General features: G+C 74.5%; 21 protein-coding genes and 1 pseudogene. 11 read left to right on the plus strand and 11 right to left on the minus strand.

The features are described from left to right. Positions 1-62: 62 nt before the first annotated feature. Positions 63-800, minus strand: coding sequence for a GntR family transcriptional regulator (locus E4U92_RS05850; RefSeq protein ID WP_137299500.1), 738 nt, complete (start codon positions 798-800; stop codon positions 63-65). Between the two features lie 129 nt (positions 801-929). Between E4U92_RS05850 and E4U92_RS05855 the strand changes: the two genes are divergently transcribed. Beyond that, positions 930-1,955, plus strand: a complete 1,026-nt coding sequence (locus tag E4U92_RS05855) for a Gfo/Idh/MocA family protein (protein ID WP_137299164.1) — start codon at positions 930-932, stop codon at positions 1,953-1,955. 53 nt (positions 1,956-2,008) lie between these two features. Here E4U92_RS05855 and E4U92_RS05860 read toward each other — a convergent pair whose 3' ends face one another. From E4U92_RS05860 to E4U92_RS05870, 3 genes are all read right to left on the minus strand, one after another. Further along, positions 2,009-3,214, minus strand: coding sequence for a cytochrome P450 family protein (locus E4U92_RS05860; protein WP_174863709.1), 1,206 nt, complete (start codon positions 3,212-3,214; stop codon positions 2,009-2,011). 95 nt (positions 3,215-3,309) lie between these two features. Beyond that, positions 3,310-3,990: a response regulator transcription factor gene (locus E4U92_RS05865; protein WP_137299165.1), complete on the minus strand. Its 681-nt coding sequence runs from the start codon at positions 3,988-3,990 to the stop codon at positions 3,310-3,312. Between the two features lie 103 nt (positions 3,991-4,093). Continuing rightward, the gene (locus E4U92_RS05870) at positions 4,094-5,398 is read right to left on the minus strand and encodes an ATP-binding protein (protein ID WP_229861962.1); all 1,305 of its coding nucleotides are present in this window, start codon (positions 5,396-5,398) and stop codon (positions 4,094-4,096) included. Positions 5,399-5,871: 473 nt separating this feature from the next. Here E4U92_RS05870 and E4U92_RS05875 point away from each other — a divergent pair, with 473 nt between their 5' ends. Both E4U92_RS05875 and metX read left to right on the plus strand, forming a co-directional pair. Then, positions 5,872-7,233 carry a bifunctional o-acetylhomoserine/o-acetylserine sulfhydrylase gene (locus tag E4U92_RS05875; RefSeq protein ID WP_137299167.1) on the plus strand — a complete coding sequence of 454 codons (1,362 nt, stop codon included), beginning with the start codon at positions 5,872-5,874 and terminating at the stop codon, positions 7,231-7,233. Continuing rightward, positions 7,230-8,383 (plus strand): annotated as a pseudogene (gene metX, locus E4U92_RS05880) (homoserine O-acetyltransferase MetX). Before E4U92_RS05875 ends, metX begins: the two are co-directional and overlap by 4 nt. 54 nt (positions 8,384-8,437) lie before the next feature. On the opposite strand, the gene E4U92_RS05885 reads toward metX, so the two are convergent. Then, positions 8,438-9,253 carry an AIM24 family protein gene (locus E4U92_RS05885; protein WP_137299168.1) on the minus strand — a complete coding sequence of 272 codons (816 nt, stop codon included), beginning with the start codon at positions 9,251-9,253 and terminating at the stop codon, positions 8,438-8,440. A 100-nt stretch (positions 9,254-9,353) separates the two neighbouring features. On the opposite strand from E4U92_RS05885, the gene E4U92_RS05890 reads away from it, so the two are divergent. Next, a complete protein-coding gene (locus E4U92_RS05890; RefSeq protein ID WP_137299169.1) occupies positions 9,354-10,118 on the plus strand; it encodes an SDR family NAD(P)-dependent oxidoreductase in 765 nt (254 codons plus the stop codon). A gap of 63 nt (positions 10,119-10,181) precedes the next feature. On the opposite strand, the gene alc is transcribed toward E4U92_RS05890, so the two are convergent. Then, the gene (alc, locus tag E4U92_RS05895; RefSeq protein WP_137299170.1) at positions 10,182-11,297 is read right to left on the minus strand and encodes an allantoicase; all 1,116 of its coding nucleotides are present in this window, start codon (positions 11,295-11,297) and stop codon (positions 10,182-10,184) included. Between the two features lie 55 nt (positions 11,298-11,352). Beyond that, positions 11,353-12,687 carry an allantoinase AllB gene (allB, locus tag E4U92_RS05900; protein ID WP_137299502.1) on the minus strand — a complete coding sequence of 445 codons (1,335 nt, stop codon included), beginning with the start codon at positions 12,685-12,687 and terminating at the stop codon, positions 11,353-11,355. A 277-nt stretch (positions 12,688-12,964) separates the two neighbouring features. On the opposite strand from allB, the gene E4U92_RS05905 reads away from it, so the two are divergent. Continuing rightward, positions 12,965-13,759, plus strand: a complete 795-nt coding sequence (locus E4U92_RS05905) for an IclR family transcriptional regulator (RefSeq protein ID WP_137299171.1) — start codon at positions 12,965-12,967, stop codon at positions 13,757-13,759. A gap of 150 nt (positions 13,760-13,909) precedes the next feature. Here E4U92_RS05905 and E4U92_RS05910 read toward each other — a convergent pair whose 3' ends face one another. After that, a complete protein-coding gene (locus E4U92_RS05910) occupies positions 13,910-14,224 on the minus strand; it encodes a DUF5955 family protein (RefSeq protein ID WP_137299172.1) in 315 nt (104 codons plus the stop codon). Between the two features lie 244 nt (positions 14,225-14,468). Here E4U92_RS05910 and E4U92_RS05915 point away from each other — a divergent pair, with 244 nt between their 5' ends. After that, positions 14,469-15,107, plus strand: a complete 639-nt coding sequence (locus tag E4U92_RS05915) for a nucleotidyltransferase family protein (RefSeq protein ID WP_137299173.1) — start codon at positions 14,469-14,471, stop codon at positions 15,105-15,107. Between the two features lie 184 nt (positions 15,108-15,291). Next, entirely contained in the window at positions 15,292-16,917 is a 1,626-nt protein-coding gene (gene aceB, locus E4U92_RS05920) for a malate synthase A (protein ID WP_137299174.1), read from the plus strand. Positions 16,918-16,977: 60 nt separating this feature from the next. On the opposite strand, the gene E4U92_RS05925 is transcribed toward aceB, so the two are convergent. After that, positions 16,978-17,883 (minus strand): HipA family kinase, encoded by a 906-nt coding sequence (locus E4U92_RS05925; protein ID WP_137299175.1) that lies wholly within the window; start codon positions 17,881-17,883, stop codon positions 16,978-16,980. Between the two features lie 20 nt (positions 17,884-17,903). After that, complete coding sequence (locus E4U92_RS05930) at positions 17,904-19,532, minus strand: IucA/IucC family protein (RefSeq protein ID WP_137299176.1); 1,629 nt, start codon at positions 19,530-19,532, stop codon at positions 17,904-17,906. Positions 19,533-19,614: 82 nt separating this feature from the next. On the opposite strand from E4U92_RS05930, the gene E4U92_RS05935 reads away from it, so the two are divergent. From E4U92_RS05935 to E4U92_RS05945, 3 genes are all read left to right on the plus strand, one after another. Further along, the gene (locus tag E4U92_RS05935; RefSeq protein WP_137299177.1) at positions 19,615-21,120 is read left to right on the plus strand and encodes an IucA/IucC family protein; all 1,506 of its coding nucleotides are present in this window, start codon (positions 19,615-19,617) and stop codon (positions 21,118-21,120) included. Between the two features lie 96 nt (positions 21,121-21,216). Continuing rightward, positions 21,217-22,479, plus strand: a complete 1,263-nt coding sequence (locus tag E4U92_RS05940) for a VWA domain-containing protein (RefSeq protein WP_137299178.1) — start codon at positions 21,217-21,219, stop codon at positions 22,477-22,479. Further along, positions 22,479-23,288 (plus strand): hypothetical protein, encoded by an 810-nt coding sequence (locus E4U92_RS05945; protein WP_137299179.1) that lies wholly within the window; start codon positions 22,479-22,481, stop codon positions 23,286-23,288. The genes E4U92_RS05940 and E4U92_RS05945 overlap by 1 nt, the downstream gene beginning before the upstream one ends. Before the next feature lie 109 nt (positions 23,289-23,397). Here E4U92_RS05945 and E4U92_RS05950 read toward each other — a convergent pair whose 3' ends face one another. Next, on the minus strand, positions 23,398-24,024 hold the full coding sequence (locus E4U92_RS05950) for a winged helix-turn-helix transcriptional regulator (protein ID WP_137299180.1): 627 nt from the start codon (positions 24,022-24,024) through the stop codon (positions 23,398-23,400). Between the two features lie 81 nt (positions 24,025-24,105). Here E4U92_RS05950 and E4U92_RS05955 point away from each other — a divergent pair, with 81 nt between their 5' ends. Continuing rightward, positions 24,106-25,314, plus strand: coding sequence for a pyridoxal phosphate-dependent aminotransferase (locus E4U92_RS05955; RefSeq protein WP_137299181.1), 1,209 nt, complete (start codon positions 24,106-24,108; stop codon positions 25,312-25,314). Positions 25,315-25,325: the final 11 nt, after the last annotated feature.

Raw genomic sequence — 25,325 nt, forward strand, 5'->3', positions numbered from 1 at the left:
CCCATTGTCCGGACAATGCGACGAAACAGGTCCCGCTCCAGGGAGGTGGGCAGGCCGTCGCGCTACGGCCGGACCAGGAGCTGGAACTCGAAGGAGTAGCGGCTCGGGCGGTAGATGTGGTCGCCGAACTCGACCGCCCGCCCCGTGTCGTCGAACGTCGTGCGCTGCATGGTGAGCAGCGGCGCGCCCTCGGGCTCGGTGAGCCGCTCCGCCTCGGCGGCGGTGGCGGCGCGGGCGCCGATCGACTGGCGGGCGCTGTGCAGGGTGATCCCGGCGGACCGCATCATCCGGTACAGACCCGTGGCCTCCAGCTCCGCGGTGTCCAGGTCGAGCAGGCCCGAGGGCAGGTGGTTGCAGAGGTACGCCATCGGCTCCCCGTGGGCGAGCCGCAGCCGCTCGATGCGCTGGACGTCCTCCCCCTCCGGCACCCCGAGCGCGGCCGCGACGCCGGCGTTCGCCGGGACGACGGTGTTGACCAGGACCGAGGTCGCGGGGCGCTGGCCGGCCGCCTCCAGGTCGTCGTAGAGGCTGCTGAGCTCCAGCGGGCGCTTGACCTGGCTGTGCACGACCTGGGTGCCGACACCCCGGCGGCGCACGAGGAGGCCCTTGTCGACCAGCGACTGGATCGCCTGGCGGACGGTCGGCCGGGACAGGCCGAGCCGGGCGGCCAGCTCGATCTCGTTGCCCAGCAGGCTGCCCGGGGTCAGCGACCCGTGCTCGATCGCCGCCTCGAGCTGCTGCGAGAGCTGGAAGTACAGGGGGACGGGGGAACTCCGGTCCACCCGGAGGTCGAGCTGCACGGTCGGGTCCACATCTGGTTTCGGCACGGCCCGAGCGTAGCTCCGCGGCCGGTTGACGGGAAGTTGTGTAGTCCGATTGTCCGGACATACGCATTGACAGCGTACGGGGTCCGACCGCACCTTGATTCCATGCGCATCGGGGTCATCGGGACGGGCCGCCTCGGCACGATCCATGCGAACACGCTCAGCCGCCACCGCGAGGTCGGGTCGCTGATCCTGACGGACGCGGATCCCGCGCGGGCGCAGGACGTCGCCCTGCGCCTCGGCGAGACGGCGGCCCCCGGGGTGGACGAGATCTTCCGCTGGGGCGTCGACGCGGTCGTGATCACCACCTCGACGTCCGCCCACGCCGATCTGATCGGGCGGGCGGCCCGCTCCGGGCTGCCGGTCTTCTGCGAGAAGCCGATCGCCCTCGACCTGCCCGGGACCCTGCAGGCCATCGCGGAGGTCGAGTCGGCCGGGACCGTCCTGCAGATGGGCTTCCAGCGCCGCTTCGACACCGGCTACACCGGCGCGCGCGAGGCGGTGCGCTCCGGCCGGCTCGGGCGGCTGCACACCGTGCGGGCGGTGACGTCCGACCAGTCGCCGCCGCCGCCCGAGTGGCTGCCGGTGTCCGGCGGGATCTACCGGGACGCGCTGATCCACGACTTCGACGCGCTGCGCTGGGTGACCGGACGCGAGGTGGCCGACGTCTACGCCGCCGGGTCCGACGCGGGCCCCGCGGTGTTCCGGGCGGCCGGGGACGTCGACACCGCGGCCGTGGTCCTCACCCTCGACGACGGCACGCTCGCCACGGCCACGGCGACCCGGATGAACGGCGCCGGGTACGACGTGCGCATGGAACTCGCGGGCGAGCGTGACCAGATCGTCGTCGGCCTGGACGACCGCACGCCGATCGCGTCGACGGAGCCGACCGGCCCGCCCGCCGCGGACAAGCCCTGGGCCGGCTTCCTGGAACGCTTCGCCCCCGCCTACGAGGCCGAGCTCGCCGCGTTCATCGAGGTGGTCCGGGGCGAACGCGCCAACCCCTGCGACGGCCGCGAGGCCCTGCAGGCCCTGCGCATCGCCGAGGCCTGCGCCCTCTCCCACCGCGAGCACCGCCCGGTGTCCCTGCGGGAGATCCCGGGGGCACCGGAACCGACCGGGCTGGGGTGAACCGGGGCCGGCCGGCCCGCCGCGGCGCCCCGGCCCCCCTCAGCCCGTCCCCCTCAGCCCTTCCCCCAGCCCGTCCACCGCACCGGCAGCGCCCGCCGGCCCCGCATCAGCATGCCGGGCAGCCAGGTGTCGGGGGGCGGGCCGTCGAAGGCGAGGGCGGGGGCCCGTTCCAGCAGGGCGCCGAGAGCCGTACGGGCCTCCAGGCGGGCCAGCGGGGCGCCCAGGCAGTAGTGGATGCCGTGGCCGAAGGCGAGGTGCCCGCGCGCGTCGCGGCCGATGTCGAAGCGGTCCGGGTCGGCGAAGCGCGCGGGGTCGCGCCCGGCGGCGGCCAGACCGATCAGCACCGGGTCGCCCTTGTCGATGGTCACGCCGGCGATCTCCACGGGCTCCACCGCGAACCGGTACGTCGCGTTCTCCACCGGCCCCTCCCAGCGCAGCGTCTCCTCGACCACCCCGTCCAGCAGCGCCGGGTCCGCGCGCACCGCGGTCAGGTGGGCGGGGTGGGTGAGCAGGGCGTGCACGGCGTTGGTGACGAGGTTGACCGTGGTCTCGTGGCCGGCGACAAGCAGCAGGAACGCCATGCCGCGCAGTTCCTCGACGGACAGCCGGTCGCCGTCCTCGGCGGTGGTGCGGATCAGGTCGCTCAGCAGGTCGCCGCCGGGCCCGGCGCAGCGCTTGTCCTCGATCAGCTCGGTGAGGTACTCCCCGAGCCGGACCAGCGCGTCGCCCTCGCTGTCGGCGTCGGTGGGGGCGACGATCTCGGTGGACATCGCGCGGAACGCGGCGCGGTCGATCTCCGGGACGCCCAGCAGCTCGCAGATCACGGTCAGGGGCAGCGGGTAGGCGAAGGACTCCACCAGGTCGGCGCGGCCGCGGGGCAGCATCGCGTCGAGCAGGTCACCGGTGATCCGCTCGACGCGCGGGCGCAGTTCCTCCACGCGGCGCATCGTGAACGCGCGCGAGACCAGCGAGCGCAGGCGCGTGTGCTGGGGCGGGTCGCTGATCAGCAGGTGCTTGCCGACGGTCTCGACGTCCAGGAAGTGCATCCCGAGCCGCTCGCTGTCCTTGATCAGCCGCGGGTCGGTGAGGGCGGCGCGCGCCTCCTCGTACCCCACGACGAGCCAGGTCTCGTAGCACCCGTCGCCGCCGGGCAGGCGCACGCGGTGCACCGGCCCCCGCTCGCGCAGCCGGGCGTACACCGGGTGCGGGTCCCTGCGCAGTTCCTCACCGCGGTCGCCCAGGTCGACCACCTCGGTCATCGCCGTCCTCCCCGTCCGCCTCGGCTTTCGCCGTGCGTACCCGCCTGGCCCGTCGCTCATTCGTCCCACCCGCGTCGCGCCCGCGTCGCACCCCGTCAGCGCCCGTCCGCCGCGCCGTCGTCGAGGAGTCCCGCGTCGTACGCGAGCAGCGCGATCTGCACGCGGTTGTTCAGGCCGAGCTTGGCGAGGATGCGGGAGACGTGGGTCTTGACGGTGGCGACGCTCATGAACAGCCCGGTGGCGATCTCGGCGTTGGCCAGGCCCCGGCCGACGGCGACGGCGACCTCGCGCTCACGGTCGTTGAGGAGGGCGACGCGGCTCCGCGCGCGTGCGCGCCGGGTGTCGGCCGACGCGCACGCGACGTGCGCCATCAACTGCCGGGTGACGGTGGGCGACAGGACCGGGTCGCCGGCCGCGACCCGGCGCACCGCGTCGATGATCTCCGCGGGCGGGGTGTCCTTAAGGACGAACCCGGCGGCGCCCGCGCGCAGGGCCCGCAGCACCTGCTCGTCGGCGTGGAACGTGGTGAGCACGACGACCTGCGGGGCGTCCGGGCGGCGGCGCAGCCGCTGAGTGGCCGTCAGGCCGTCCACCGCGGGCATGCGCAGGTCCATCAGCACCACGTCGGGGCGGGTGCGGGCGACCAGGTCCTCGACCGCGTCGCCGTCACCGGCCTCCCCGACGATCCGGATGTCGTCGGCCCCGCCCATCATCAGGGCCAGCCCGGCCCGCACCAGTGGGTCGTCGTCGACGAGGAGCACTCTGATCGCGGTCATGGTCCCCATGTCATCACGTGCGGTCGCGGCCTTGGGGCGTTCCGGCGGTGAACGGGCCCTCGGCGGGCGCGAGTCGGCCGGGCGCCGACGTGACCGGCCCCGTTCACGCGTGCGGCTCCCGGCCCGGTTCGCCCTGCCCCCCGCCGGCCGGTGCGCCCCACGGCAGCCACGCGCGCACCTCGAAGCCGCCGCCGGGCGTGGGGCCGTGGGCGAGGCGGCCGCCGGCGAGCGTGGCGCGCTCCGTCAGACCGATGAGGCCCTGTCCCGAACCGGGCACCGGTCGCACCTCGTCCTCGGGGGCGGGGTTGCGCACGGTCAGGGTGAGGCCCTGGCCGGGCGCGCCCGTCGCGGTCACCGTGACCTCGCTGCCGGGGGCGTGCTTGCGGGCGTTGGTCAGGCCCTCCTGGGCGATCCGGTAGGCGGTGCGGCCGACGGAGGCGGGGACGGCGGCCGCGTCGGCGACCCGGACGTCGAGGACCACCTCGGTGCCGGCGTCGCGGGACTCGGCGGCCAGCGCGTCCAGCGCGGCGAGCGTGGGCTGGGGACGGCCGGCGTCGTCGGGCTGTCCGGCGCGCAGCACCCCGATGATCTCCCGCAGGTCCTGCAGGGCTTCGTGGGCGCTCTCCCGGATGATTCCGGCGGCCCGGGCGACCTCCTCGCGGGGCGCGTCGGGCCGGAACTCCAGCGCCCCGGCGTGCACGCTGAGCAGGGTCAGCCGGTGCGCGAGCACGTCGTGCATCTCGCGCGCGATGGCCTCGCGGGCCAGCCGCTGGGCCTGTTCGGCGCGCAGCCTGGCCTCGGACTCGGCGTGCCGGGCGCGGTCCCGCAGGCTCAGCACGAGCTGCCGTTTGGCGCGTACCAGCATGCCCCAGCCGAGGACCGCGGTGGTGAGCACGACGATGAACGCGACCGCCGCCGGATAGGACACGTCCGGGTCGGGGCGCCACAGGTAGTACGGCGGGACCAGCGCCAGGTTCACACCGCCGATCCAGGCGACGTAGCGGAACGGCCGGTGCACGGCGAGCGTGAACAGCGCGATCAGCGTGGCCCCGCCGGCGGTGTCGGAGACGAAGCCGGCGACGACCAGCGCGGCGGCGAGCTCCACCGGCCGGCTGCGGCGCAGCCAGACGGCCGCGCAGGCCAGGGCGCCGATCACCTGGTCGAGGACGGCGAGGGAGTGCGGGACGTGCGGGTTGCCGGTCACCCCGTCGGCCGCCAGCAGCCCGACGAGGACGGCCACCAGGAAGCAGGAGGAGTCCACCAGCCAGTCGCGCGCGGTGCGGCGCGGCCGGCGTCCGTCGCGTCCGGCGTCCGGGTCGAGTTCGCCGACGAGGGCCGACGGCAGCAGCCACCGGCGGGCCGGGAAGGCCGGCGCGGGCGGTACGGCGGGGTCGGTGTGCTGCGTCACGGGGTGAATGTAGTCAGCGGCGGGCCGGGGCACAGCGGTCCGGCAGCGACGGTCTCCTTCGGACGGCCCTTCGGCGACGGAAGGCGTACCGGCCGTCATCCTTCGGCGCGCAGGCGTCACGCGCCCGTGCCCGGCGCGGGAGCATCCGGCGGGCGTCCCAGAACGTGAGACATCGCGTCCAGGTCGGTGCGGCGGGGGCCGACCTGTGGTTGTCTGATCCCATGACCGTGCTCGTGACCCGCCGCCACGTCGATTACGTGCGTGTCACCACCACGGGCTGTTCCGCCGCGAGCTGACGCCGCGCTCCGGCCCCTCTCCCCCGCTTCACCGCCGCACCGCTTCCGCGCCGTGCCGACCGCTGCCCCGTGAGGGCCGGTCCGCGCTGCCGCGGCGCCGTACGCGCGCGTCCCCGTCCCCTTGTTCCTCCTCTTCGTACGCCACCCGCCATCACTCTCCGTACCGGGAGCACCACCATGAGCCAGCCCATCGACTCCGTCACCGCCGGCCACACCCCCGACGAGCCGCCCGCCGGACCGGACACCTCGGCCTGGTCGTTCGAGACCAAGCAGATCCACGCGGGGGCCGCGCCCGACCCGGTGACCGGCGCCCGGGCGACGCCCATCTACCAGACGACGTCGTTCGTCTTCCGGGACACCCAGCACGCCGCCGACCTGTTCTCGCTCGCCGAGCCCGGCAACATCTACACCCGTATCCACAACCCCACCCAGGACGTGTTCGAGCAGCGCGTCGCCGCGCTGGAGGGCGGGGTCGCGGCCGTGGCGCTGGCCTCCGGGCAGGCCGCGGAGACCCTGGCGATCCTCACCGTGGCGAGCGCGGGCGACCACGTCGTCTCCAGCACCTCGCTGTACGGCGGCACCTACAATTTGTTCCGGCACACCCTGCCCAAGTTCGGCATCGAGGTGTCCTTCGTCGACGACCCCGACGACGCCGAGGCCTGGCGGGCGGCGATCCGGCCGAACACCAAGGCGCTGTTCGCGGAGAGCCTCGGCAACCCGCGCGGCAACGTGCTGGACGTGCGGGCGGTCGCGGACGTGGCGCGCGGGGCGGGCGTGCCGCTGATCGTCGACAACACGGTGCCGACCCCCTACCTGCTGCGGCCCATCGAGCACGGCGCCGACATCGTCGTGCACTCCGCGACGAAGTTCCTCGGCGGGCACGGCACGGCGATCGCCGGCGTCGTCGTGGACGGCGGCACCTTCGACTTCGGGGCGCACGCGGACCGGTTCCCCGACTTCACCGAGCCGGACCCGAGTTACCACGGTCTGCGGTACTGGCCGGCGCTCGGCCCGGGTGCCTTCGCCATCAAGCTGCGGGTGCAGCTGCTGCGCGACCTGGGCCCGGCCCTCTCCCCGCACTCCGCGTTCCTGCTGCTGCAGGGCGTGGAGACGCTGAGCCTGCGCATCGAGCGGCACTCGGCGAACGCGCAGGCGATCGCCGAGTGGCTGGAGCAGCGCGACGAGGTCGCCGCCGTCCACTATCCGGGACTGCCGTCCAACCGCTGGTACGAGGCGGCGCAGCGCTACCTGCCGCGCGGGGCCGGCGCGGTGATCTCGTTCGAGCTGCGGGACGGCGTGGAGGCGGGCAAGCGGTTCGTGGACGCCGTCGAGCTGTTCAGCCACCTCGCCAACATCGGCGACGTGCGCAGCCTGATCATCCACCCGGCGTCCACGACGCACAGCCAGCTCGACGAGGAGCAGCTGGCGGCCACCGGCACCTCCCCCGGCCTGGTGCGGCTGTCGGTGGGCATCGAGAACCTCGCGGACCTGAAGGCCGACCTGGAGGCCGGGTTCCGCGCCGCGAAGGGCGCGTCCTGAACACCGTCCTGCCCCCGGCGACACCCCGCCGGGGCCCCTTCCCGCCGGCCACGGGCGCCTGGCGGGAGGGGGACCCGCCGGGGCGCCGCCGTTGGTACACCCACCCGGAGCCCCTCGCCCTGGAGGCGGGCGGGGAACTGCCGGGCGTGCGGCTCGCGTTCGAGACGTGGGGACGGCTCGCGCCGGACGCGTCCAACGCCGTCCTCGTCCTGCACGCCCTCACCGGCGACAGCCACGTCGCCGGCCCCGCCGGGCCGGGTCATCCCACGCCCGGCTGGTGGGACGGCCTGGTGGGGCCCGGCCTCGCGCTGGACACCGACCGCTTCTTCGTCGTCGCGCCGAACGTGCTGGGCGGCTGCCAGGGCAGCACCGGCCGTCCTCGGCGCGGCCCGGCGGCCGTGCCTGGGGCGGCGCCTTCCCGTTCCTGACGCAGCGCGACCAGGTCGCGGCCGAGGCGGGGCTGGCCGACGCGCTGGGCATCGAGCGCTGGGCGCTGGTGATCGGCGGGTCCATGGGCGGGATGCGGGCGCTGGAGTGGGCGGTGGGGCATCCCGAGCGCACCCGGGCGCTGCTGCTGCTCGCGACCACGGCCGCGGCGAGCGCCGAGCAGATCGCGTGGGCCTCGCTGCAGGTGCAGGCCATCCGCTCCGACCCGCACTGGTACGGCGGCGACTACCACGGCAGCGGCGAGGGGCCCCGGGCCGGGCTGGGCCTGGCCCGGCGGATCGCCCACGTCACCTACCGCAGCGAGCCGGAGCTCCAGGTCCGCTTCGGCCGCTCGGCGCAGGCCGAGGAGGACCCGTGGGCGGGCGGCCGCTACCAGGTCGAGTCCTACCTCGACCACCAGGCGGCCAAGCTGGCCCGCCGCTTCGACGCGGGCAGCTACGTCGTGCTGTCCGAGGCGATGAACAGCCATGACGTCGGCCGGGGCCGCGGCGGCGTGCGCGCGGCCCTGCGCCGGGTGACCGCCCGCGCCCTGGTCGCCGGCGTCGACTCCGACCGGCTCTACCCGCCGTCCCAGCAGGCGGAACTGGCCGCGGCCCTCCCTTCCTCGGACGCCCTGCGCCTGATCTCGTCGCCGCACGGCCACGACGGCTTCCTGATCGAGACGGACCAGGTGGGCGCGCTGGTGACGGAACTCCTCGCCTGACACGGGCCAGGCGGCTCTCGGCTCCCGGTTCGCGGGGCGCTCGCGGGCCGCCCGTCAGCCCGCGTGGGTGGAGAAGAGGCCGCCCGTCGGACCCTGTTTGTCGCCGCCCTGGGCCTTCTTCAGGGCGTTGGCCAGGCCCTCGATGGTCAGGGACTGCAGGATGACCCGGCCGTGGCCCTCCAGGGTGGCCAGGGACAGGCCCTCGCCGCCGAAGACGGCGTTCATCAGGCCCTGGCGGTTGAGGCCGCCGACGCGCTGGACGCCGTACTGGATGCCCTCCTCGAAGGCGACGACGCAGCCGGTGTCGACCTCGATACGGCCGCCGAAGTCGGCCGGGTCGAGGTCGATGAAGTTGCCCGCGCCGGCGATGATCACCGTGCCGCGGCCGGTGAACTTCTCCAGGACGAAGCCCTCGCCGCCGCTCATGCCGGTCCGGCCGCCCTGGAAGGCGATGCCGAAGTCGACGGTGGACTCGGCGGCCACGAACGCGTCCTTCTCGGCGAACCACGCCCGCGTGCCGTCCAGCTCCAGCGCGCGCATCTCGCCCGGCAGCACGCCCGCGAAGCCGACGGTGCCCTCGCCGCCCTGGCTGGTGAAGTACTGGAAGGCCAGCGACTCGCCCGCCAGCGCCCGCTGGCCGACCTGCATGGCCGTGCCCATCGCCTGGCGCAGCAGGCCGCCCATGCCGCCGGAGCCTCCGCCCGGCTGCTGCCCGCCGCGGTCCGACGGGCCGCCGAGGCGGGTCTCCATGGTCACGTTCGTCGTCTTGAACAGAAACTTGCCCGCCTCGCAGTACACCGTCTGACCGGGCTGCAGGGAGACGACCGCCATCTGCATGGCGTTGCCGACGATCTCTTGCTGAAGTGTCACACGGGGAGAACGAGCCGGACGGAGGAAAGAGTTCCGGCCGCCGCAGGTCGGCGTCCGTTCGCCGCCAGCGCCACCGGCCCGGGGCGGCTGGGATGGACCCATGAACACCACTCGCACGACCGACCCCAATCCCGCACCCCTGCACGGCAAGGTGGCCCTGGTGACCGGCGGCAGCCGGGGCATCGGCGCGGCCACGGCCCTGCGCCTCGCCCGCGACGGCGCGGACGTCGCCGTCACGTACGTGAACGGCAAGGAGGAGGCCGAGGACGTCGTACGGCGCGTCGGCGCGCTCGGCCGGCGGGCCCTCGCGGTGCGCGCCGACGCCGCCGACGCCGCCGAGGCGGCGGACGCCGTGGAGCGCGTGGCCGGGCAACTCGGCGCCCTGCACGTGCTCGTGAACAACGCGGGCGTCGGCCTGCTGGGCCCGCTGGAGGACCTGACGGCCGCCGACGTGGACCGGGTGCTCGCCGTGAACGTGCGCGGGGTGTTCCTCACCACGCGCGCGGCGGCCGCCCGCATGGGGCGCGGCGGGCGGATCGTCACCATCGGCAGTTGCCTGGCGCAGCGCGTGCCGGGGCCGGGCGCCACGCTCTACACGATGACCAAGTCCGCGCTGGTCGGCCTGACCAAGGCGCTGGCCAGGGAGCTGGGGCCGCGCGGGATCACGGCGAACGTGGTGCACCCGGGGCCGATCGACACGGACATGAACCCGGCCGACGGGCCGAACGCGGACGGCCAGGCGGCGGTGACCGCGCTGGGCCGCTTCGGCACGGCGGACGAGGTGGCCGGCCTGGTGGCGTACCTGGCGTCGGCGGACTACGTCACGGGCGCGGAGTTCGCGGTGGACGGCGGGTTCTCGGCATAGGACCGGACGGGCGCGCGGCGGGTGTCCGGTCCGCGCGCCCCTCCCGGTCCGGCGCCGCGCGGATCAGCCGCCCAGTTCCTGGTGCCGGGCCGTGAGGCGGGCCGCGCCCTCCTCGGTCAGGGAGCCGAACAGGCGCAGGCGGGAGATGCCGCCGTCCGGGTAGATGTCCACGCGCGCGTGGGTGCCCACCGCGGGCGTCGGCAGGACGAAGCGGTGGTTGGTGTCGGGCTGCAGGCGGGTCCGCGGCAGGACCTCCTGCCAGGGCCCGTCCTCGCCGTCGCGCACGGACACCGACGCCCAGCCCGCGCTGTTGCCCTTCAGATACGCGGTGTCGATCTCCAGGGCGCGGATCTCGGCCTGCGCCACCAGCCGGTAGCGGATCCAGTCGTTGCCGCGGTCACGGCGCCGGCGGGTCTCCCAGCCGTCGTCCATCTTGTGGGAGCGGCCCGGCTGGATGGTGTGGGAGGCGGGCGAGTAGAAGAGGTCAGAGGCGTCCTCGACCTGGCCGCCGTTCTCCAGCGCGACCACGTCGAAGGCACCGAGCACCGCCAGCCACGCGGGGTCGGGCACGACCTCGCCGTACACGCGCAGGCGGGCGATGCCGCCGTCGGGGTGCTGGACGACGCGCAGGTGCGTGAAGCGCTGCTCGGCCCGGACGGCGAAGCCGTTCGCCGCGTGGCCGCCGACCGGGGTGCGCGGGACGAGGGTGGTCCACTTGACGTCGTCGCCGAGCAGCTCCTCCGGCGACGGGGAACCCGGCACCGACGCGGCCTCGACGGACACGGCCTGCGGGTAGTTGCCGCGGAAGTGGGCCGTGTCGACGACGATCCCGCGGATCACGCCGGGCGCGCCGAGCCGTACCAGCGCCCAGTCGTGGTCGTCCTCGGCCGGCCACGGGTGCTCGGCGGAGACACCGCGGCGCCGGCGGGTCTCCCAGCCGTCCATGATCTTGCCCTTGTGCCCGAAGTGCTCGGGGTCGAACTCGGCGCGCCCGGGCAGCAGCAGGTTCTCGCGCTGGGCGAAGAACTCGTCGTCGGCGGCGATGACGGCGGCGCCGAGCCGGCGGTCGGCGAGGTCGGCGTACCGGGTGAAGGGGAAGTCGGCGGTGCGGTAGTCCGCGTACGGGTCGCCGCCGCCGTAGGGCTGCGCGTCGCCGGTGAAGCTGGGTATCGCCGTCACGGTGATCAGGGATTCCTCTCGGAGTCGGCCGGTGCGGGTCTGGGCGGGTGGGTGGTCAGCGGGTCAGCAGGCGGCCCCTCGGCTCGGTGAAGTCGCCGTCCGCGACGATGCGTTCGCCGCGCAGCCAGGTGGACCGCACGACGCCGTACAGCGTCCGGCCGGCGTACGCGGTGACGCGGTTGCGGTGCTGGAGGGCCGCCGGGTCCACGGTGAAGGTCTCGTCGGGGGCGAGGACGGCGAAGTCGGCGTCGTGGCCCGGCGCGATGGCGCCCTTGCGGCCGTCGAGGCCGACCAGGGCGGCGGTGCGGGCCGACATCCAGCGGACCACGTCCTCCAGGCCGTGGCCGCGCGCGCGGGCCGCGGTCCACACGGCCGGGAGGCTGAGCTGGAGGCCGGAGATGCCGCCCCAGGCGGTGGCGAAGTCGTCGGTCTTCAGGTCGGCCGTCGAGGGCGAGTGGTCGGTGACCACGCAGTCGATCGTGCCGTCGGCCAGCGCCTGCCAGAGCAGGTCCTGGTTGGCCGCCTCGCGGATGGGCGGGCAGCACTTGAACTCGCTGGCCCCGTCGGGGACTTCCTCGGCGGTGAGGGCGAGGTAGTGCGGGCAGGTCTCCACCGTCAGGCGTACGCCCTCGGCCCTGGCCCGCGCGATCAGCGGCAGGGCGTCGCTGGAGGACAGGTGCAGGACGTGCACGCGTGCGTGCAGGCGCCGGGCGTGGTCGACGAGCGCGGCGATCGCCGTGTCCTCGGCGTCGCGGGGCCGGCTGGCGAGGAAGTCGGCGTACCGGGGGCCGCCGTGCTGCGGGGCGGCGGCCAGGTGGTGCGGGTCCTCGGCGTGCACGATGAGCAGCCCGTCGAAGCCGGCGATCTCGGCCAGGGACTGCGCGAGTTGCTCCTGGTCGAGGTGCGGGAACTCGTCGACGCCCGACGGCGACAGGAACGCCTTGAAGCCGAACACGCCGGCGTCGTGCAGGGGGCGCAGGTCCTTGACGTTGTCCGGCAGGGCCCCGCCCCAGAAGCCGACGTCGACGTGGGCCTTGTCGCGGGCCACCCGCTGCTTGGCGCGCAGGTGGTCGACCGTCGTGGTGGGCGGAACCGAGTTGAGGGGCATGTCGATCAGGGTCGTGATGCCGCCGGCCGCGGCCGCGCGGGTGGCGGTCCAGAAGCCCTCCCACTCGGTGCGCCCCGGGTCGTTGACGTGCACGTGGGTGTCGACGAGGCCGGGCAGCAGCACGTCGTCGCCGACGTCCTCCAGCCGGGCCCCGGCCGGCAGGTCCGCGTCGTACGGCAGGACGGCGGTGATCGTGCCGGCGGTGACGGCCACCGAGGCGGCGCGCGTCCCCTCCGGGGTGACGACGCGCGTGGAGCGCATCACCAGTTCAGCGTCGGACAGCGCCGGTCGAGCGTCGGACACCGGGACCCCTCTCTCCGTGACACGGGGTTCACTTCCACGAAACGGAATTCAACTTTCTGTTGAAGAAGTCTTCCCTCCCGCCCATCCGCCGTCAAGGGCACACTCCTCCACAGTGCACCCGCGGCCGACAGTCTGGACGTTTCCACAAAGCGGAATTAGGATTCCAACCAGCAGAACGTAGTTACGCACAACCCGGCAGTCAAGCGACCGGCGGGTAGGCTTCTGCCCTCCCCGCCAGTCCCGAAAGGAACGCGCCGTGCCGACGTCCAGCGCCAGCACCACCGACTCCGCCAGGTCCGCCGCCGGAGGCGTGCAGTCCCTCGAGCGCGCCTTCGACCTGCTCGAGCGGATGGCCGACGCGGGGGGCGAGGTCGGACTGAGCGAGCTGTCCGCGAGCAGCGGGCTGCCCCTGCCGACCATCCACCGCCTGATGCGCACCCTCGTGGCGTGCGGGTACGTCCGCCAGCAGGCCAACCGGCGGTACGCGCTCGGGCCGCGGCTGATCCGGCTCGGCGAGTCGGCGTCCCGGCTGCTGGGCACCTGGGCGCGGCCGTACCTGGCGCGACTGGTCGAGGAGACCGGCGAGACCGCCAACATGGCGCTGCTCGACGGCGACGAGATCGTGTACGTGGCGCAGGTGCCGTCCAAGCACTCGATGCGCATGTTCACCGAGGTCGGCCGGCGCGTCCTGCCGCACTCCACCGGCGTCGGCAAGGCGCTGCTCGCGGACTTCCCCGACGCGGAGGTGCGCGCCCTGCTCGCCCGCACGGGCATGCCGGCCGCGACCGAGAAGACCATCACCACTCCGGAGGGCTTCCTGGCGGCGCTGGAGGAGGTCCGCCGGGCCGGCTACGCGGTCGACGACAACGAGCAGGAGATCGGCGTGCGCTGCCTCGCCGTGCCGGTCCCCGACGCCCCCACCGCCGCGGCCATCTCCATCTCGGGTCCGGCGGGCCGGGTCACCGAGTCCGCCACGGAGCGGATCGTGCCGGTGCTCCAGCAGATCGCCGGGGAGCTGTCCGCGGCACTGGTGAGCCAGAACCAGGCGTGAGCGAGCGGCCGTCCGTCCGGCGCGCGCGCCGGACGGCGCGGTGGCTCAGCGGCGCGGCAACCCGGGCCGGTGGCATGCCGGTTAGCGTCAGCGGCGCGGTGGCGCAGCTCGACGGCACGGCAGTTCGCGTCGGCGGCGCGGCGAGGCGCGTCACCGGCGCGGCGGCTCGCCGAACAGCTCGACCGCGTGCCGCACGTCCGACAGTCCGCCCGCGAGGGCGCTGACCGAGCCGATCGCTCCCGCGATCAGCAGCAACGAGCCGCGCAGGCGAGGGACTTCGGGGACACCATGGGTCGCCATCGCGGCGAGGGCGGCGAGTTCGTCCTCGGCCGTCGCACGGTCCGGGAAGTCCGCGGGGAGCACGGCGAGTTCGCGGCGCAGCCGGGACACCGCGGTCCGCAGCCCCGTCACCCTGGGATCGTTCTCGCTGCCGGTCACTGGCCTCTGCCCCAAGCTCCGCAACACAGCTTCCCCCCTCGCACGCCGTCGTGCGCCGGTCCGTCGTGTTCCCCCGGGGCCTGCCCGGCAAGCCCCCGCCGCCCCTGCGACAGTGCCGGACGCCGCGGGGACGCGGGTCAGTAAACGCCACCGGGCCCCACCACGCCACAGCGGGGACGGAAATTCAGCCGCGCGTGAGCGCGGCGCGCCGCGCGCCGGAGCCGACCCGCCCGGACGGGCCCCCCGCCGCCCCGTCGGGTATGCAGGAGCCATGACTCGTACGGAACACCTCCATGCCGACGCGGATCCGGCGGCGCGGGCCACCGGGAGCGTCGTCGGGCTGCTGCTCGCGGCCGGCGGGGGCCGGCGTCTCGGTGGCCGGCCCAAGGCGCTGCTCGTCCACCGGGGCCGGCCGCTGGTCGAGCACGCGGTGGGCGTCCTGCACGCGGCCGGCCTCGCGCGCGTGCACGTGGTCCTCGGGGCGGCCGCCGACGCCGTACGGGAGCGGGCGGCGCTCGACGGGTGCGTCCTGGTGGACAACCCGGACTGGGAGCAGGGCATGGGCTCCTCGCTGCGGGCCGGGCTGGCCTCGCTGGCGGGGACGGGGGCGCGGGCCGTCGTCGTCTCGCTCGTCGACCAGCCGGGCATCGGGCCCGAGGCGGTGGCCCGGGTGCTGGCCGCGCACCGGGACGACACGTCGCTGGTGTCGGCGGCCTACGACGGCGTGCGCGGCCATCCGGTGCTGCTCGGGGCGGCCCACTGGGCGGGGGTCGCGGCGGCGGCGACGGGCGACCGCGGCGCGCGCGGCTACCTGCGGACACACGACGGGGAGATCGCCCTGGTCGAGTGCGGTGACGTCGCCCGGCCCCATGACATCGACACGGTGGCGGACCTGGGCCACCTTGAGTGAACGGGGTGGCACCGAGCGCCACCTTGGCTCGAACCGGAGAATCTCGACATCAACAAACCATTGAAGTTCCACGATGAGGAAACTAGTATCCACTGCTCAGAAGCGTCCGTCCGCACATCCGGTGCCTTCTGTCCCGTTCGTGCCTGTTGGCATCCGGTGCCACCGCTGAAGGAAGTGACAGCTCATGTCCGCACCAGCGCCGTCCCCGCTGGCCATCGTCGACGCCGAGCCCCTGCCCCGGCAGGAGGAGGTCCTCACCGACGCGGCGCTCGCCTTCGTGGCGGAGCTGCACCGGCGGTTCACGCCGCGCCGTGACGAACTCCTCGCCCGCCGCGCCGAGCGCCGCGCCGAGATCGCCCGCACCTGCACGCTCGACTTCCTCCCGGAGACCGCCGCGATCCGCGCGGACGAGTCCTGGAGGGTGGCCCCCGCCCCCGCCGCCCTGAACGACCGCCGCGTGGAGATCACCGGCCCCACCGACCGCAAGATGACCATCAACGCTCTGAACTCCGGGGCGAAGGTGTGGCTCGCGGACTTCGAGGACGCCTCCGCGCCGACCTGGGAGAACGTCGTCACGGGCCAGCTCAACCTGATCGACGCCTACGCCCGCCGCATCGACTTCACCGACGAGCGCAGCGGAAAGTCGTACGCGCTGCGCGCCGAGAACGAACTCGCCACCGTCGTCATGCGACCGCGCGGCTGGCACCTGGACGAGCGCCACCTCGTCGACGCCGAAGGCCGCCCGGTGCCCGGCGCCCTCGTCGACTTCGGCCTGTACTTCTTCCACAACGCCCGGCGCCTGATCGACCTCGGCAAGGGCCCGTACTTCTACCTGCCCAAGACGGAGTCCCACCTCGAGGCCCGCCTGTGGAACGACGTGTTCGTCTTCGCCCAGGACCACGTCGGCGTCCCGCAGGGCACCGTCCGCGCCACCGTCCTCATCGAGACGATCACGGCGGCGTACGAGATGGAGGAGATCCTCTACGAACTGCGCGACCACGCCTCGGGGTTGAACGCCGGCCGCTGGGACTACCTGTTTTCCATCGTGAAGAACTTCCGTGACGGCGGGGAGAAGTTCGTCCTGCCGGACCGCAACGCCGTCACGATGACCGCGCCGTTCATGCGCGCCTACACCGAACTCCTCGTGCGCACCTGCCACAAGCGCGGCGCGCACGCCATCGGCGGCATGGCGGCCTTCATCCCCTCCCGCAGGGACCCCGAGGTCAACCGGGTCGCCTTCGAGAAGGTCCGCGCCGACAAGGACCGCGAGGCGAACGACGGTTTCGACGGCTCCTGGGTGGCCCACCCCGACCTGGTGCCGATCGCCATGGAGTCCTTCGACCGGGTCCTCGGCGACCGGCCACACCAGAAGGACCGCCTGCGCGAGGACGTCCACGTCGAGGCCGCCGACCTGATCGCCGTCGACTCCCTCGACGCTAAGCCCACGTACGCCGGTCTCGTCAACGCCGTCCAGGTCGGCATCCGCTACATCGAGGCCTGGCTGCGGGGCCTGGGCGCGGTCGCCATCTTCAACCTGATGGAGGACGCGGCGACCGCCGAGATCTCCCGCTCCCAGATCTGGCAGTGGATCAACGCGGGCGTGCAGTTCGAGAACGGCGAGAAGGCCACCCCGGAGCTGGCCCGCAAGGTCGCCGCCGAGGAACTGGCGGCTGTCCGCGTCGAACTCGGCGAAGATGCCTTCGCGGCCGGCCACTGGCAGCAGGCCCACGACCTGCTGCTCCAGGTCGCCCTGGACGAGGACTACGCGGAGTTCCTGACGCTGCCCGCCTACGAGCAGCTCAAGGGCTGACCGCCCCGGCGGGGCGTGTGCCGCGGGGAGCGCCGCTCCCGCCGGCCCGCGCCCCCCCGCTCACCCCAGGTGGACCGACCAGTCCTGCTCCGCGGGCGGCTTGCCGTGCAGGTCGGGCACCTGCTTGAGCCAGGCCGGGCGGCCCCGCCGGCTGCGTTCCGCGCGCCGGGCGTTCTCGGCGGCCAGCTCCTCGGGGCTCGGGAAGTCGGTGGGCAGCCACTGCTGCGACGCCCGCACGCGCGCGTGGAGGTAGCCGACGTAGGCGGCGCGGACCTCGTCGGGCGTCGCGAAGCCGGTGAGCCACGCGTCGGGCACCTCGGCGACGACCTCCCGCAGCAGCTCCTCGGTGACCCTCGGCGCCAGCTCGGCGTCGGCGGCGCGCACGTCGGGGCCGTACAGGCCGAGGGCGTGGTGGCGGAAGTCGTAGCGCTTCTCCGGCGCCGAGACGTCCCAGCGGTGGTGGAAGACCAGCGCCGCGCCGTGGTCGATCAGCCACAGCTGCGGCGGGACCGTGCCGAGCGTCGGCCACACCATCAGGTTGGAGCTGTGCACCGTACGGTCCACGTTGACGGTCAGCGCGTCCAGCCAGACGATCCGGCCGGCCTCCAGCGGGTCCACGGGGAAGACCCGCGCGATCTCCGGGGTGAAGTCGCGGGCGCCGGGCAGGAAGTCCATCCCGAGGTTGAGGCCCGCGCTGGCGTTCAGCAGGTCGCGGACCTCGTGGTGCGGCTCGTGCGCCCCGAGCGCCGGGTCGAAGTGGGCGAGGACCAGCTCGGGCACGCGCAGTCCCAGTGCCCGGGCCAGCTCCCCGACGATCACCTCGGCGACGAGCGCCGTGCGGCCCTGCGCGGACCCGGTGAACTTCACGACGTACGTGCCGTCGTCGTCGGCCTCGACGACCCCGGGGACGGAGCCGCCGGACCGGAGCGGGGTCACGTATCGAACAGCAGTCACGTCGCGCAGCACACCGGCCAGCGTAGTTCAGCTCATCCGCGGGCCAGCGGGTTCGGCAGCGGCAGGTAGCGGGCCGCGGCGCCGTCGGCCGCCGTCCAGCGCAGCAGCAGGTTCGTCTTGCCGGGCAGGGTGGGCGCGGTCAGCAGGGCGGTGGCCTCGGGGAGGTCCGCGCGGGCCAGCTCGCGGCGGACGGCCGGCCAGGGGTCGAGGCCGGGGTGGTGCTCGGCGAGGGCCGCGGCGACCTCCCGGAGGTGGTTGACGACCAGGCAGTACACCAGCCGCTCCCAGCCCGCCGCGCGGGACACCTCCGGCAGCAGCTTGACGCCCTCGGCGTCCCGGAACAGGGCCTGCGCCGGGGTGCCGTCGGCGTCCACGGCGACGAGGGTGTTCTGCAGGTGGGCCTCCAGGACGACGCCGTGGCCCGCGAAGGCGCCGAGCACGGGCGGCACCACGGCCGACAGGTACGCCGCCCACCAGCCCACCGGGTCCCGCGTGGCCGCGAGCGGGCTGCCGGGGAAGCCCTCGGCCAGACCCGCCGCGAGCAGCGGCGTGGTGCCCGGCAGCAGGTGCCCGCCGAAGCCGTCGCGGACCAGCACGGCGAGCTCCTCGAAGGCGAAGGCGGCGGTGCGGTAGGCGCGGTCGCTCAGCCAGGCCGCGGCCGGCCGGATCGTGCTCCGCCCGCCCGCGCCCCGACCGTTCCCGCCCGGGCCGTCCGTCCGCGGGCCCCCCGTCCGCGCGCCTCCCGTTCCCGGTCCGGCGGTCCCCGGGCCGGCCGCCGCGAAGGCGGTCGCGACCGCCTCGTCCGTGCGGCGCAGCCTCAGCAGGTCGTGACGCCACAGCCGGCGGATGTCGTTGGTGATCCGGACGTCCAGGCTGAACTTCAGGAACAGGTCGCGCTGCGGGGCGTACACCGTGCGGACCGCGGCCGTCGGCCGGACCGGGAAGCCGGTCTCGCCCAGCCGGACGAGGCGGCCGTCCGCGAAGGCGGCCGCGAGGTCGCGGCCCACCAGGTCGAGCTGCCAGGGGTGGGCGGGCAGCAGCCGGTAGCCGGGCGGTGCGGTGCCCAGCGCGTCGAGGGCGCGGGTGTCGCCCTCCTCGACGGCCTGGTCCTCCCGCACCCCCAGCAGGACCAGCGGGAAGCGGGCGTACGCCTCGGGCGCGTACGGCAGCCAGGCGGCGGCCGGACCGCCGCCGCGCGCCTTGGGCGCCGGGTGGTGCGGGTGACCGGTCAGCAGACACTGCTCGGAGCGCACGTAGAGGTCGTCGGGCGGGGCGGTGCGTGCGCGGGCGGCGAGCAGGGCCGCGACGGCCGCCCGGCTGTCCAGCATCTCGGCGGGCAGCTCGTGGTTGGACAGGCCGGTGTGCCGGCGCAGCTCCTCCGCGACCAGCTTCACCAGCTCCGGGTGGTCGAGGCGGTGCCAGGCGCCGGCCGCGCGCACCTCCGGCAGCGCGGGCCGCCGGGTGCCGCGCACGCGCAGCAGCCGTCCGCTGGGCAGCCGGTGGACCTGCCGTCCGCCCTCCTGCCGCAGCGGCTCGGCGACCTCCCGCAGCAGGCAGTTCAGCAGCGGCGCGGCCGCGTACGCGTCGGCCGTGTCGGCTTCGGCCGGGTCCGGCAGGTGCGCCACGTCGGCGGGTGGGGGGTTGACGTCCACGCGTTCCACTCGTTCTCTACGGTTCGTCGGGCGGGACGATCAGTATCGCTGTCGTCACGGCCCGCCGTTCGTGTACCCGAGGAGCAAGACCGTGCACCGTCCCCCCACCGCCGAGGCCGAGGTCGCCGCCGAGCTGGCCGCCCTGCGCCCCGCCCTCGGTTCCCGGTACGCGGCCGACCTGCCCGGCGCCCGGGCCGCCGTGCTGACCCGTCTGTGGCGGGCGCTGGCCCATGAGCCGCTGCCCTGGATCACCGGGCGCGCACCGGGCCGGGACGGCCTCGCGCTGCGTCTGGCCGACGGCCGCCGGCTGGAGGGTCCGCCCGCCGACCCGTACGCGACCGACGCCTACGTGGGCGCCGTACGCCTCGCCGGAACGGTGTACGACGATCCCGCGCGGTTGACGGCGGCGCTCGGGGTGCCGCGCGGGGCGGGCTTCGCGGCCGAGCTGGGCCACAGCGTCGCCTCGCTGGCGCTGTCCCGGGCCGCACAGGAGGCGCCCCCGGAAGCGCCGGCCCCGTGGCCGCGGCACGACTGGGAGTGGGAGCAGCGGGTGGTCGACGGGCACCCGTACCACCCCAACTGCCGCTCGCGGCCCGGCTTCTCGGTGGCCGAGCAGTTCGCGTACGGGCCCGAGCACCGGCCCGTGGTCCGGCTGGGGCTGCTGCCCGTGCCGGCGGGCGAGTGCCTGGTGTCGGGCGAGTGGCCCGGTGAACTGCGGGACGGCGGACGGTTGTTGATCCCGGTGCACCCGTGGCAGGCGGACCACGTGCTCAAGCGGTCCGGCGACCGGGGCCCGGCCGCCCGTCCGCTGATGTCCCTGCGCACGCTGGCCCTGCCGGACGGGCCGCACGTCAAAACCGCGCTGAGCGCCCGCCTGACCTCGTCGGTGCGGGACATCTCGGTCGCCTCGGTGACCGGCGCGGCGACGCTGTCGGCGTTCGGCGAGGCCGTGGCCGCGCGCGCCGACGGCCTGCTGCACGTCACCCGCACGCTGGGCGCGGCCACCGCCGACTCCCCCGACCTGGCGGCGGTGCTGCGCGAGGCGCCGGGCGGGTACGCCGGGCCCGGTGAGCGCGTGGTACCGGTGGCCGCGCTCCCGCTCACCGGCCTGCCGCGCTCGGCGGCCTGGTCGGCCGACTTCGCCCGGCTGGCGCTGACCGTCGGCCTGCGGCTGCTGGAGGCGGGCGTGGCGCTGGAGGCGCACGGCCAGAACCTGCTGGTGGTGCTGGGGCCGTCCGGGGCCCCGCTGCGGCTGGTCTACCGCGACCTGGCCGACATCCGGGTGAGCCCGGCGCGGCTGGCCCGGCACGGCGTGCCCCTGCCGGAGCTGCCCGCCCGGATCCTCACCGACGACCCGACGGCCCTGCGCCGCAAGCTCTTCGGCTCCCTCGTCGGCGGCGCCCTGGCGGGCACGACCGGCAGCCGCACCGCGCTGGCCGAGGCCCTGGCCTCCGCCGTACGGCACCTGCCGCGCACGCCGGACCTGGCGGCGCTGTGCGAGGACCCGCTGCCCGTCAAGGCGTTGACACTGATGCGGCTGTCGACGGAAGGGGGCGGGGACCGGTGGGCCGGGCTGCCGAACCCGCTGGCCGGGTGACGGGACCGACCGCGGCACCGTCCCGCAACACCTGCGTTCAGCCCGCCTTCTGACCTCGTTTTGAAGCCGGGCACCTCTGATCAATAGGATCCGCCGATGATCAGAACACAACGGCTGGCGGCGGGCGTCTGCGCCCTGCTCGCCGCGCTCGCGTCCGGGATCGCGTTCCCGGCCGGGGCGGTGGCCGACGAGACCACCGCCCTGGCGCCGAAGGTCGACCTCGTCCTCGACGTGAGCGGCTCGATGCGCACCAAGGACATCGACGGCGGGACGCGGATGGCCGCGGCCAAGCAGGCGTTCAACGAGGTGCTGGACGCCACGCCCGAGGAGGTGCAGCTCGGCATCCGCACGCTGGGCGCGACCTACCCCGGCGACGACCGCAGGACGGGCTGCAAGGACACCGCGCAGCTCTACCCCGTGGGCCCGCTGGACCGCACCGAGGCCAAGTCCGCCGTGGCAACCCTGTCGCCCACCGGCTGGACGCCGATCGGCCCGGCGCTGCTGAAGGCCGCCGACGACCTCGAGGGCGGCGAGGGCTCCAAGCGCATCGTCCTGATCAGCGACGGCGAGGACACCTGCGCCCCGCTCGACCCGTGCGAGGTGGCCCGCGAGATAGCCGCCAAGGGCATCGGCCTGACCATCGACACGCTCGGCCTGGTGCCCAACACCAAGATGCGGGCGCAGCTCAGCTGCATCGCGGAGGCCACCGGCGGCACCTACACCTCGGTCGAGCACACGGACGAACTCACCGACAAGGTGAACCAGTTGGTGGACCGCGCGGCCGACCCGGTGGTCACCCCGGTGGCCACCGAGGGCGGCTCCTCCTGCCCGAAGGCGCCGACGCTGAAGTCGGGCCTGTACACGGACCGCGAGGAGTTCGGGCAGGAGCGCTGGTACCGGGTCGACGTCGACCCCGGCAAGGAGCTGCGCGCCTCGGTGAGCGTGGCGGCCGACCGCACCATGAACCCCGACCACGGGCTGCTGGTACGGGCGTTCACCACGCACGGCCGGGAGATCGTGCGCGGCGAGGCGGCCGGCAGCGGCCGCACCGACGTCATATCGACGGGCCTGCGCTACCCGAAGGCCGACTCCGACGACGACGACGCGCCGGCCGAGACCGTGTGCCTGCTGGTGACGAACTCCTTCTCGGCCGCCTCCGGGGTGAAGACCACGCCCGGCATGCCGGTCGAGCTGACCGTGGACGTGGTCGACGGCCCGTCGCAGGCCGACGACGTGGCGTCGTTCGGGCTCGGCCGCGGGTGGTGGCTGCTCGGCGCGCTGGTGCTGTTCAGCTTCCTCGCGGGTCTGGTGTGGGGCTGGCTGTCGCGCTGGCGTGTCGCGGTCTGGAGGACCAACTGATGCGGATGACCACGGTGTGGGGCGCGGCCCTGCTGGTTCTGGGGCTGGCGGCGGGTCCCGCCGCGGCCGACTCGACCCCTTCGGCGAGCCCCTCGGGCGACGCCTCGGCGCCCACGTCGGCGGGCACGTCGTTCCGTACGGCGACGGAGATCGACCAGGGGCGCACGGCGACGGCGAGCGCCTCGACGGGCGACTACCTGTACTGGTCGTTCGCGGCGGACGTGCTGGAACGGCCCACGGTGAGGGCGACGGTCAAACTGCCCGCGTCCCACGCGGCGCAGACCTGGCAGGTCGACGTGTACGACGGGCTGCGCCGCCGCCAGGCGTGCCAGTACGGCGCCCAGACGCGCACCGCCGCCCAGGGCACGGCCGAGGTCGAGGTGGAGTGCGTGCTGCGCACCGTCCGCGCCTGGTCGGAGCCGTGGGCCGACGACCCGCTGCCGGGCACGTACTACGTGCGGCTGACGACCGTGCGCCTGCAGACGGCGGACCTGGGCCAGCCGGTCGACGCCTCCGTCCGGGTGGAGTCCAAGGACATCGGCGGGTCGGCCGCGGTCGACGGGTGGCTCGCGGAGCCGCTCGTGCCGGGTGTCGCGGTCGCCTCGCAGCACGACGGCAAGGACGACGACTCGAGGAGGACGGCGGTGCTGTCGAGCATCGAGCCGGACGGCGGCTGGTCGTCCGGCTGGTGGTCGGACCGCTGGGTGTGGACGGGCATCGGCGCGGTGCTGGCCGCGCTCGCCGGCATCGGCGGCTACGTCCTCACACGGGGCACGGGCCGCCCGTCCCGGGTGCCGCCGGGGGCGTGACGAGGCCGTAGGCCACACCTCTGATGTGCCGTCAGAAGGGCTCACCGCACGACGCGGTGGGCCCTTCCCGCTGTTCGGGGACCCCGTCCGGGCGCGCCCCTGCGACCGGTCACCCCTCGCGCAGGGCCTTGGCGAGGGTGCCCTCGCCGGTCACCTCGATCCGGCCCGCGCGCACGGCGTCGGACACGCTCACCTCGCCCCGTGCGACGGCCGTGCAGGTGGCGGTGTCCAGCACCAGCCGGGCGTCGGGTTCGGCGGACGCGGCCCCGTCGCCGTAGACCGGGCCGTCCCCGGCGCCGACGTGCAGGTGGAACTCGCCCTCCTCCAGCCGGACTTCCACCAGGCCCTGGCCCTCCAGGGCGCGCAGCAGGGGCAGGGCGAACCAGTGGGCGCGCACCGCGTCGGTGGGCCGCCGCTCCCCCAACTCGGGCTGTCCCCATGCCCCGAGGGCCTGGAGGACGGGCAGCAGTTCCCGGCCGCGGGGGGTGAGGTCGTAGACGTAGGCGGCGCCGGGCGGGGGCAGCCGGCGGCGGGTGGTCAGGCCGTCCCTCTCCATGTCCTTCAGCCGCGAGGCGAGTACGTCCGTGCTGACGCCCGGCAGGTCGGCGTGCAGGTCCGTGTAGCGGCGCGGACCGGCGAGCAGTTCCCGGACGATCAGCAGGGTCCAGCGGTCGCCCACGACGTCGAGGGCCCGGGCGGCGGAGCAGTACTGGTCGTAGCTTCGGCGAGGTGACATGCGACGCAGTCTAGACAAGTCGTTGGACTTTCCAAGCTCGCACTTGGTAAAACCAAGCAACACGAGTTCCCGGAGGGGCGCATGGAGTTCCGGCAGTCGAACAAGCTGAGCGAGGTTTGCTACGAGATCCGCGGCCCGGTGATCGAGCAGGCCAACGCGCTGGAGGAGGCGGGGCACAGTGTGCTGCGCCTGAACACCGGCAACCCCGCGCTGTTCGGCTTCGAGGCGCCGGAGGAGATCCTCCAGGACATGATCCGGATGCTGCCCCGGGCGCACGGCTACACCGACTCGCGCGGCGTCCTGTCGGCCCGCCGGGCGGTCGCCCAGCGCTACCAGACGCTCGGCCTCGCGGTGGACGTCGACGACGTGTTCCTCGGCAACGGCGTGTCCGAACTGGTCTCCATGGCCGTGCAGGCGCTGGTCGAGGACGGCGACGAGATCCTCATCCCCGCGCCGGACTTCCCGCTGTGGACGGCGGTGACGACGCTGGCGGGCGGCAAGGCGGTCCACTACCTGTGCGACGAGCAGGCCGAGTGGTACCCCGACCTGGCCGACATGGAGTCGAAGGTCACCGACCGCACGAAGGCGGTCGTCCTCATCAATCCCAACAACCCCACCGGCGCGGTCTATCCGAAGGAGATCGTCGAGGGCGTCCTCGACCTCGCCCGCCGCCACGGCCTGATGGTCTTCGCGGACGAGATCTACGACCAGATCCTCTACGACGACGCGGTGCACCACTCGGCCGCCGCCCTCGCCCCGGACCTGGTGGTCCTCACCTTCTGCGGACTGTCCAAGACCTACCGGGTGGCGGGCTTCCGCTCCGGCTGGCTCGTGGTCACCGGCCCCCGGCAGCACGCCCGCGACTACCTGGAGGGCCTGACGATGCTGGCCTCCATGCGGCTGTGCGCCAACGCGCCCGCGCAGTACGCCATCCAGGCCGCGCTGGGCGGCCGGCAGTCCATCGGCGAACTCACCGCGCCCGGCGGCCGGCTGCGCGAACAGCGCGACGTGGCCTGGGAGAAGCTGAACGAGATCCCCGGCGTGACGTGCGTGAAGCCCAAGGGCGCGCTGTACGCCTTCCCGCGCCTTGACCCCAAGGTCCACCCGATCCACGACGACGAGCGGTTCGTCCTCGACCTGCTGCTGCGCGAGAAGATCCAGGTGGTGCAGGGCACCGGCTTCAACTGGCCCTCCCCCGACCACTTCCGCATCCTGACCCTGCCCCACGCGGACGACCTGGAGGCGGCGATCGGACGGATCGGGCGGTTCCTCGGCGGGTACCGGCAGTGACGCCCGTCTAG

The sequence above is a fragment of the Streptomyces galbus genome, assembly GCF_005280195.1.
GTDB lineage: Bacteria > Actinomycetota > Actinomycetes > Streptomycetales > Streptomycetaceae > Streptomyces > Streptomyces galbus.

Coding starts and splice junctions, on each gene's coding strand:
- E4U92_RS05855 (WP_137299164.1), top strand. CDS start 930: ATGCGCATCGGGGTCATCGGGACGGGCCGCCTCGGCACGATCCATGCG.
- E4U92_RS05860 (WP_174863709.1), bottom strand. CDS start 3,214: ATGACCGAGGTGGTCGACCTGGGCGACCGCGGTGAGGAACTGCGCAGG.
- E4U92_RS05865 (WP_137299165.1), bottom strand. CDS start 3,990: ATGACCGCGATCAGAGTGCTCCTCGTCGACGACGACCCACTGGTGCGG.
- E4U92_RS05875 (WP_137299167.1), top strand. CDS start 5,872: ATGAGCCAGCCCATCGACTCCGTCACCGCCGGCCACACCCCCGACGAG.
- E4U92_RS05890 (WP_137299169.1), top strand. CDS start 9,354: ATGAACACCACTCGCACGACCGACCCCAATCCCGCACCCCTGCACGGC.
- E4U92_RS05915 (WP_137299173.1), top strand. CDS start 14,469: ATGACTCGTACGGAACACCTCCATGCCGACGCGGATCCGGCGGCGCGG.
- aceB (WP_137299174.1), top strand. CDS start 15,292: ATGTCCGCACCAGCGCCGTCCCCGCTGGCCATCGTCGACGCCGAGCCC.
- E4U92_RS05940 (WP_137299178.1), top strand. CDS start 21,217: ATGATCAGAACACAACGGCTGGCGGCGGGCGTCTGCGCCCTGCTCGCC.
- E4U92_RS05945 (WP_137299179.1), top strand. CDS start 22,479: ATGCGGATGACCACGGTGTGGGGCGCGGCCCTGCTGGTTCTGGGGCTG.
- E4U92_RS05950 (WP_137299180.1), bottom strand. CDS start 24,024: ATGTCACCTCGCCGAAGCTACGACCAGTACTGCTCCGCCGCCCGGGCC.
- E4U92_RS05955 (WP_137299181.1), top strand. CDS start 24,106: ATGGAGTTCCGGCAGTCGAACAAGCTGAGCGAGGTTTGCTACGAGATC.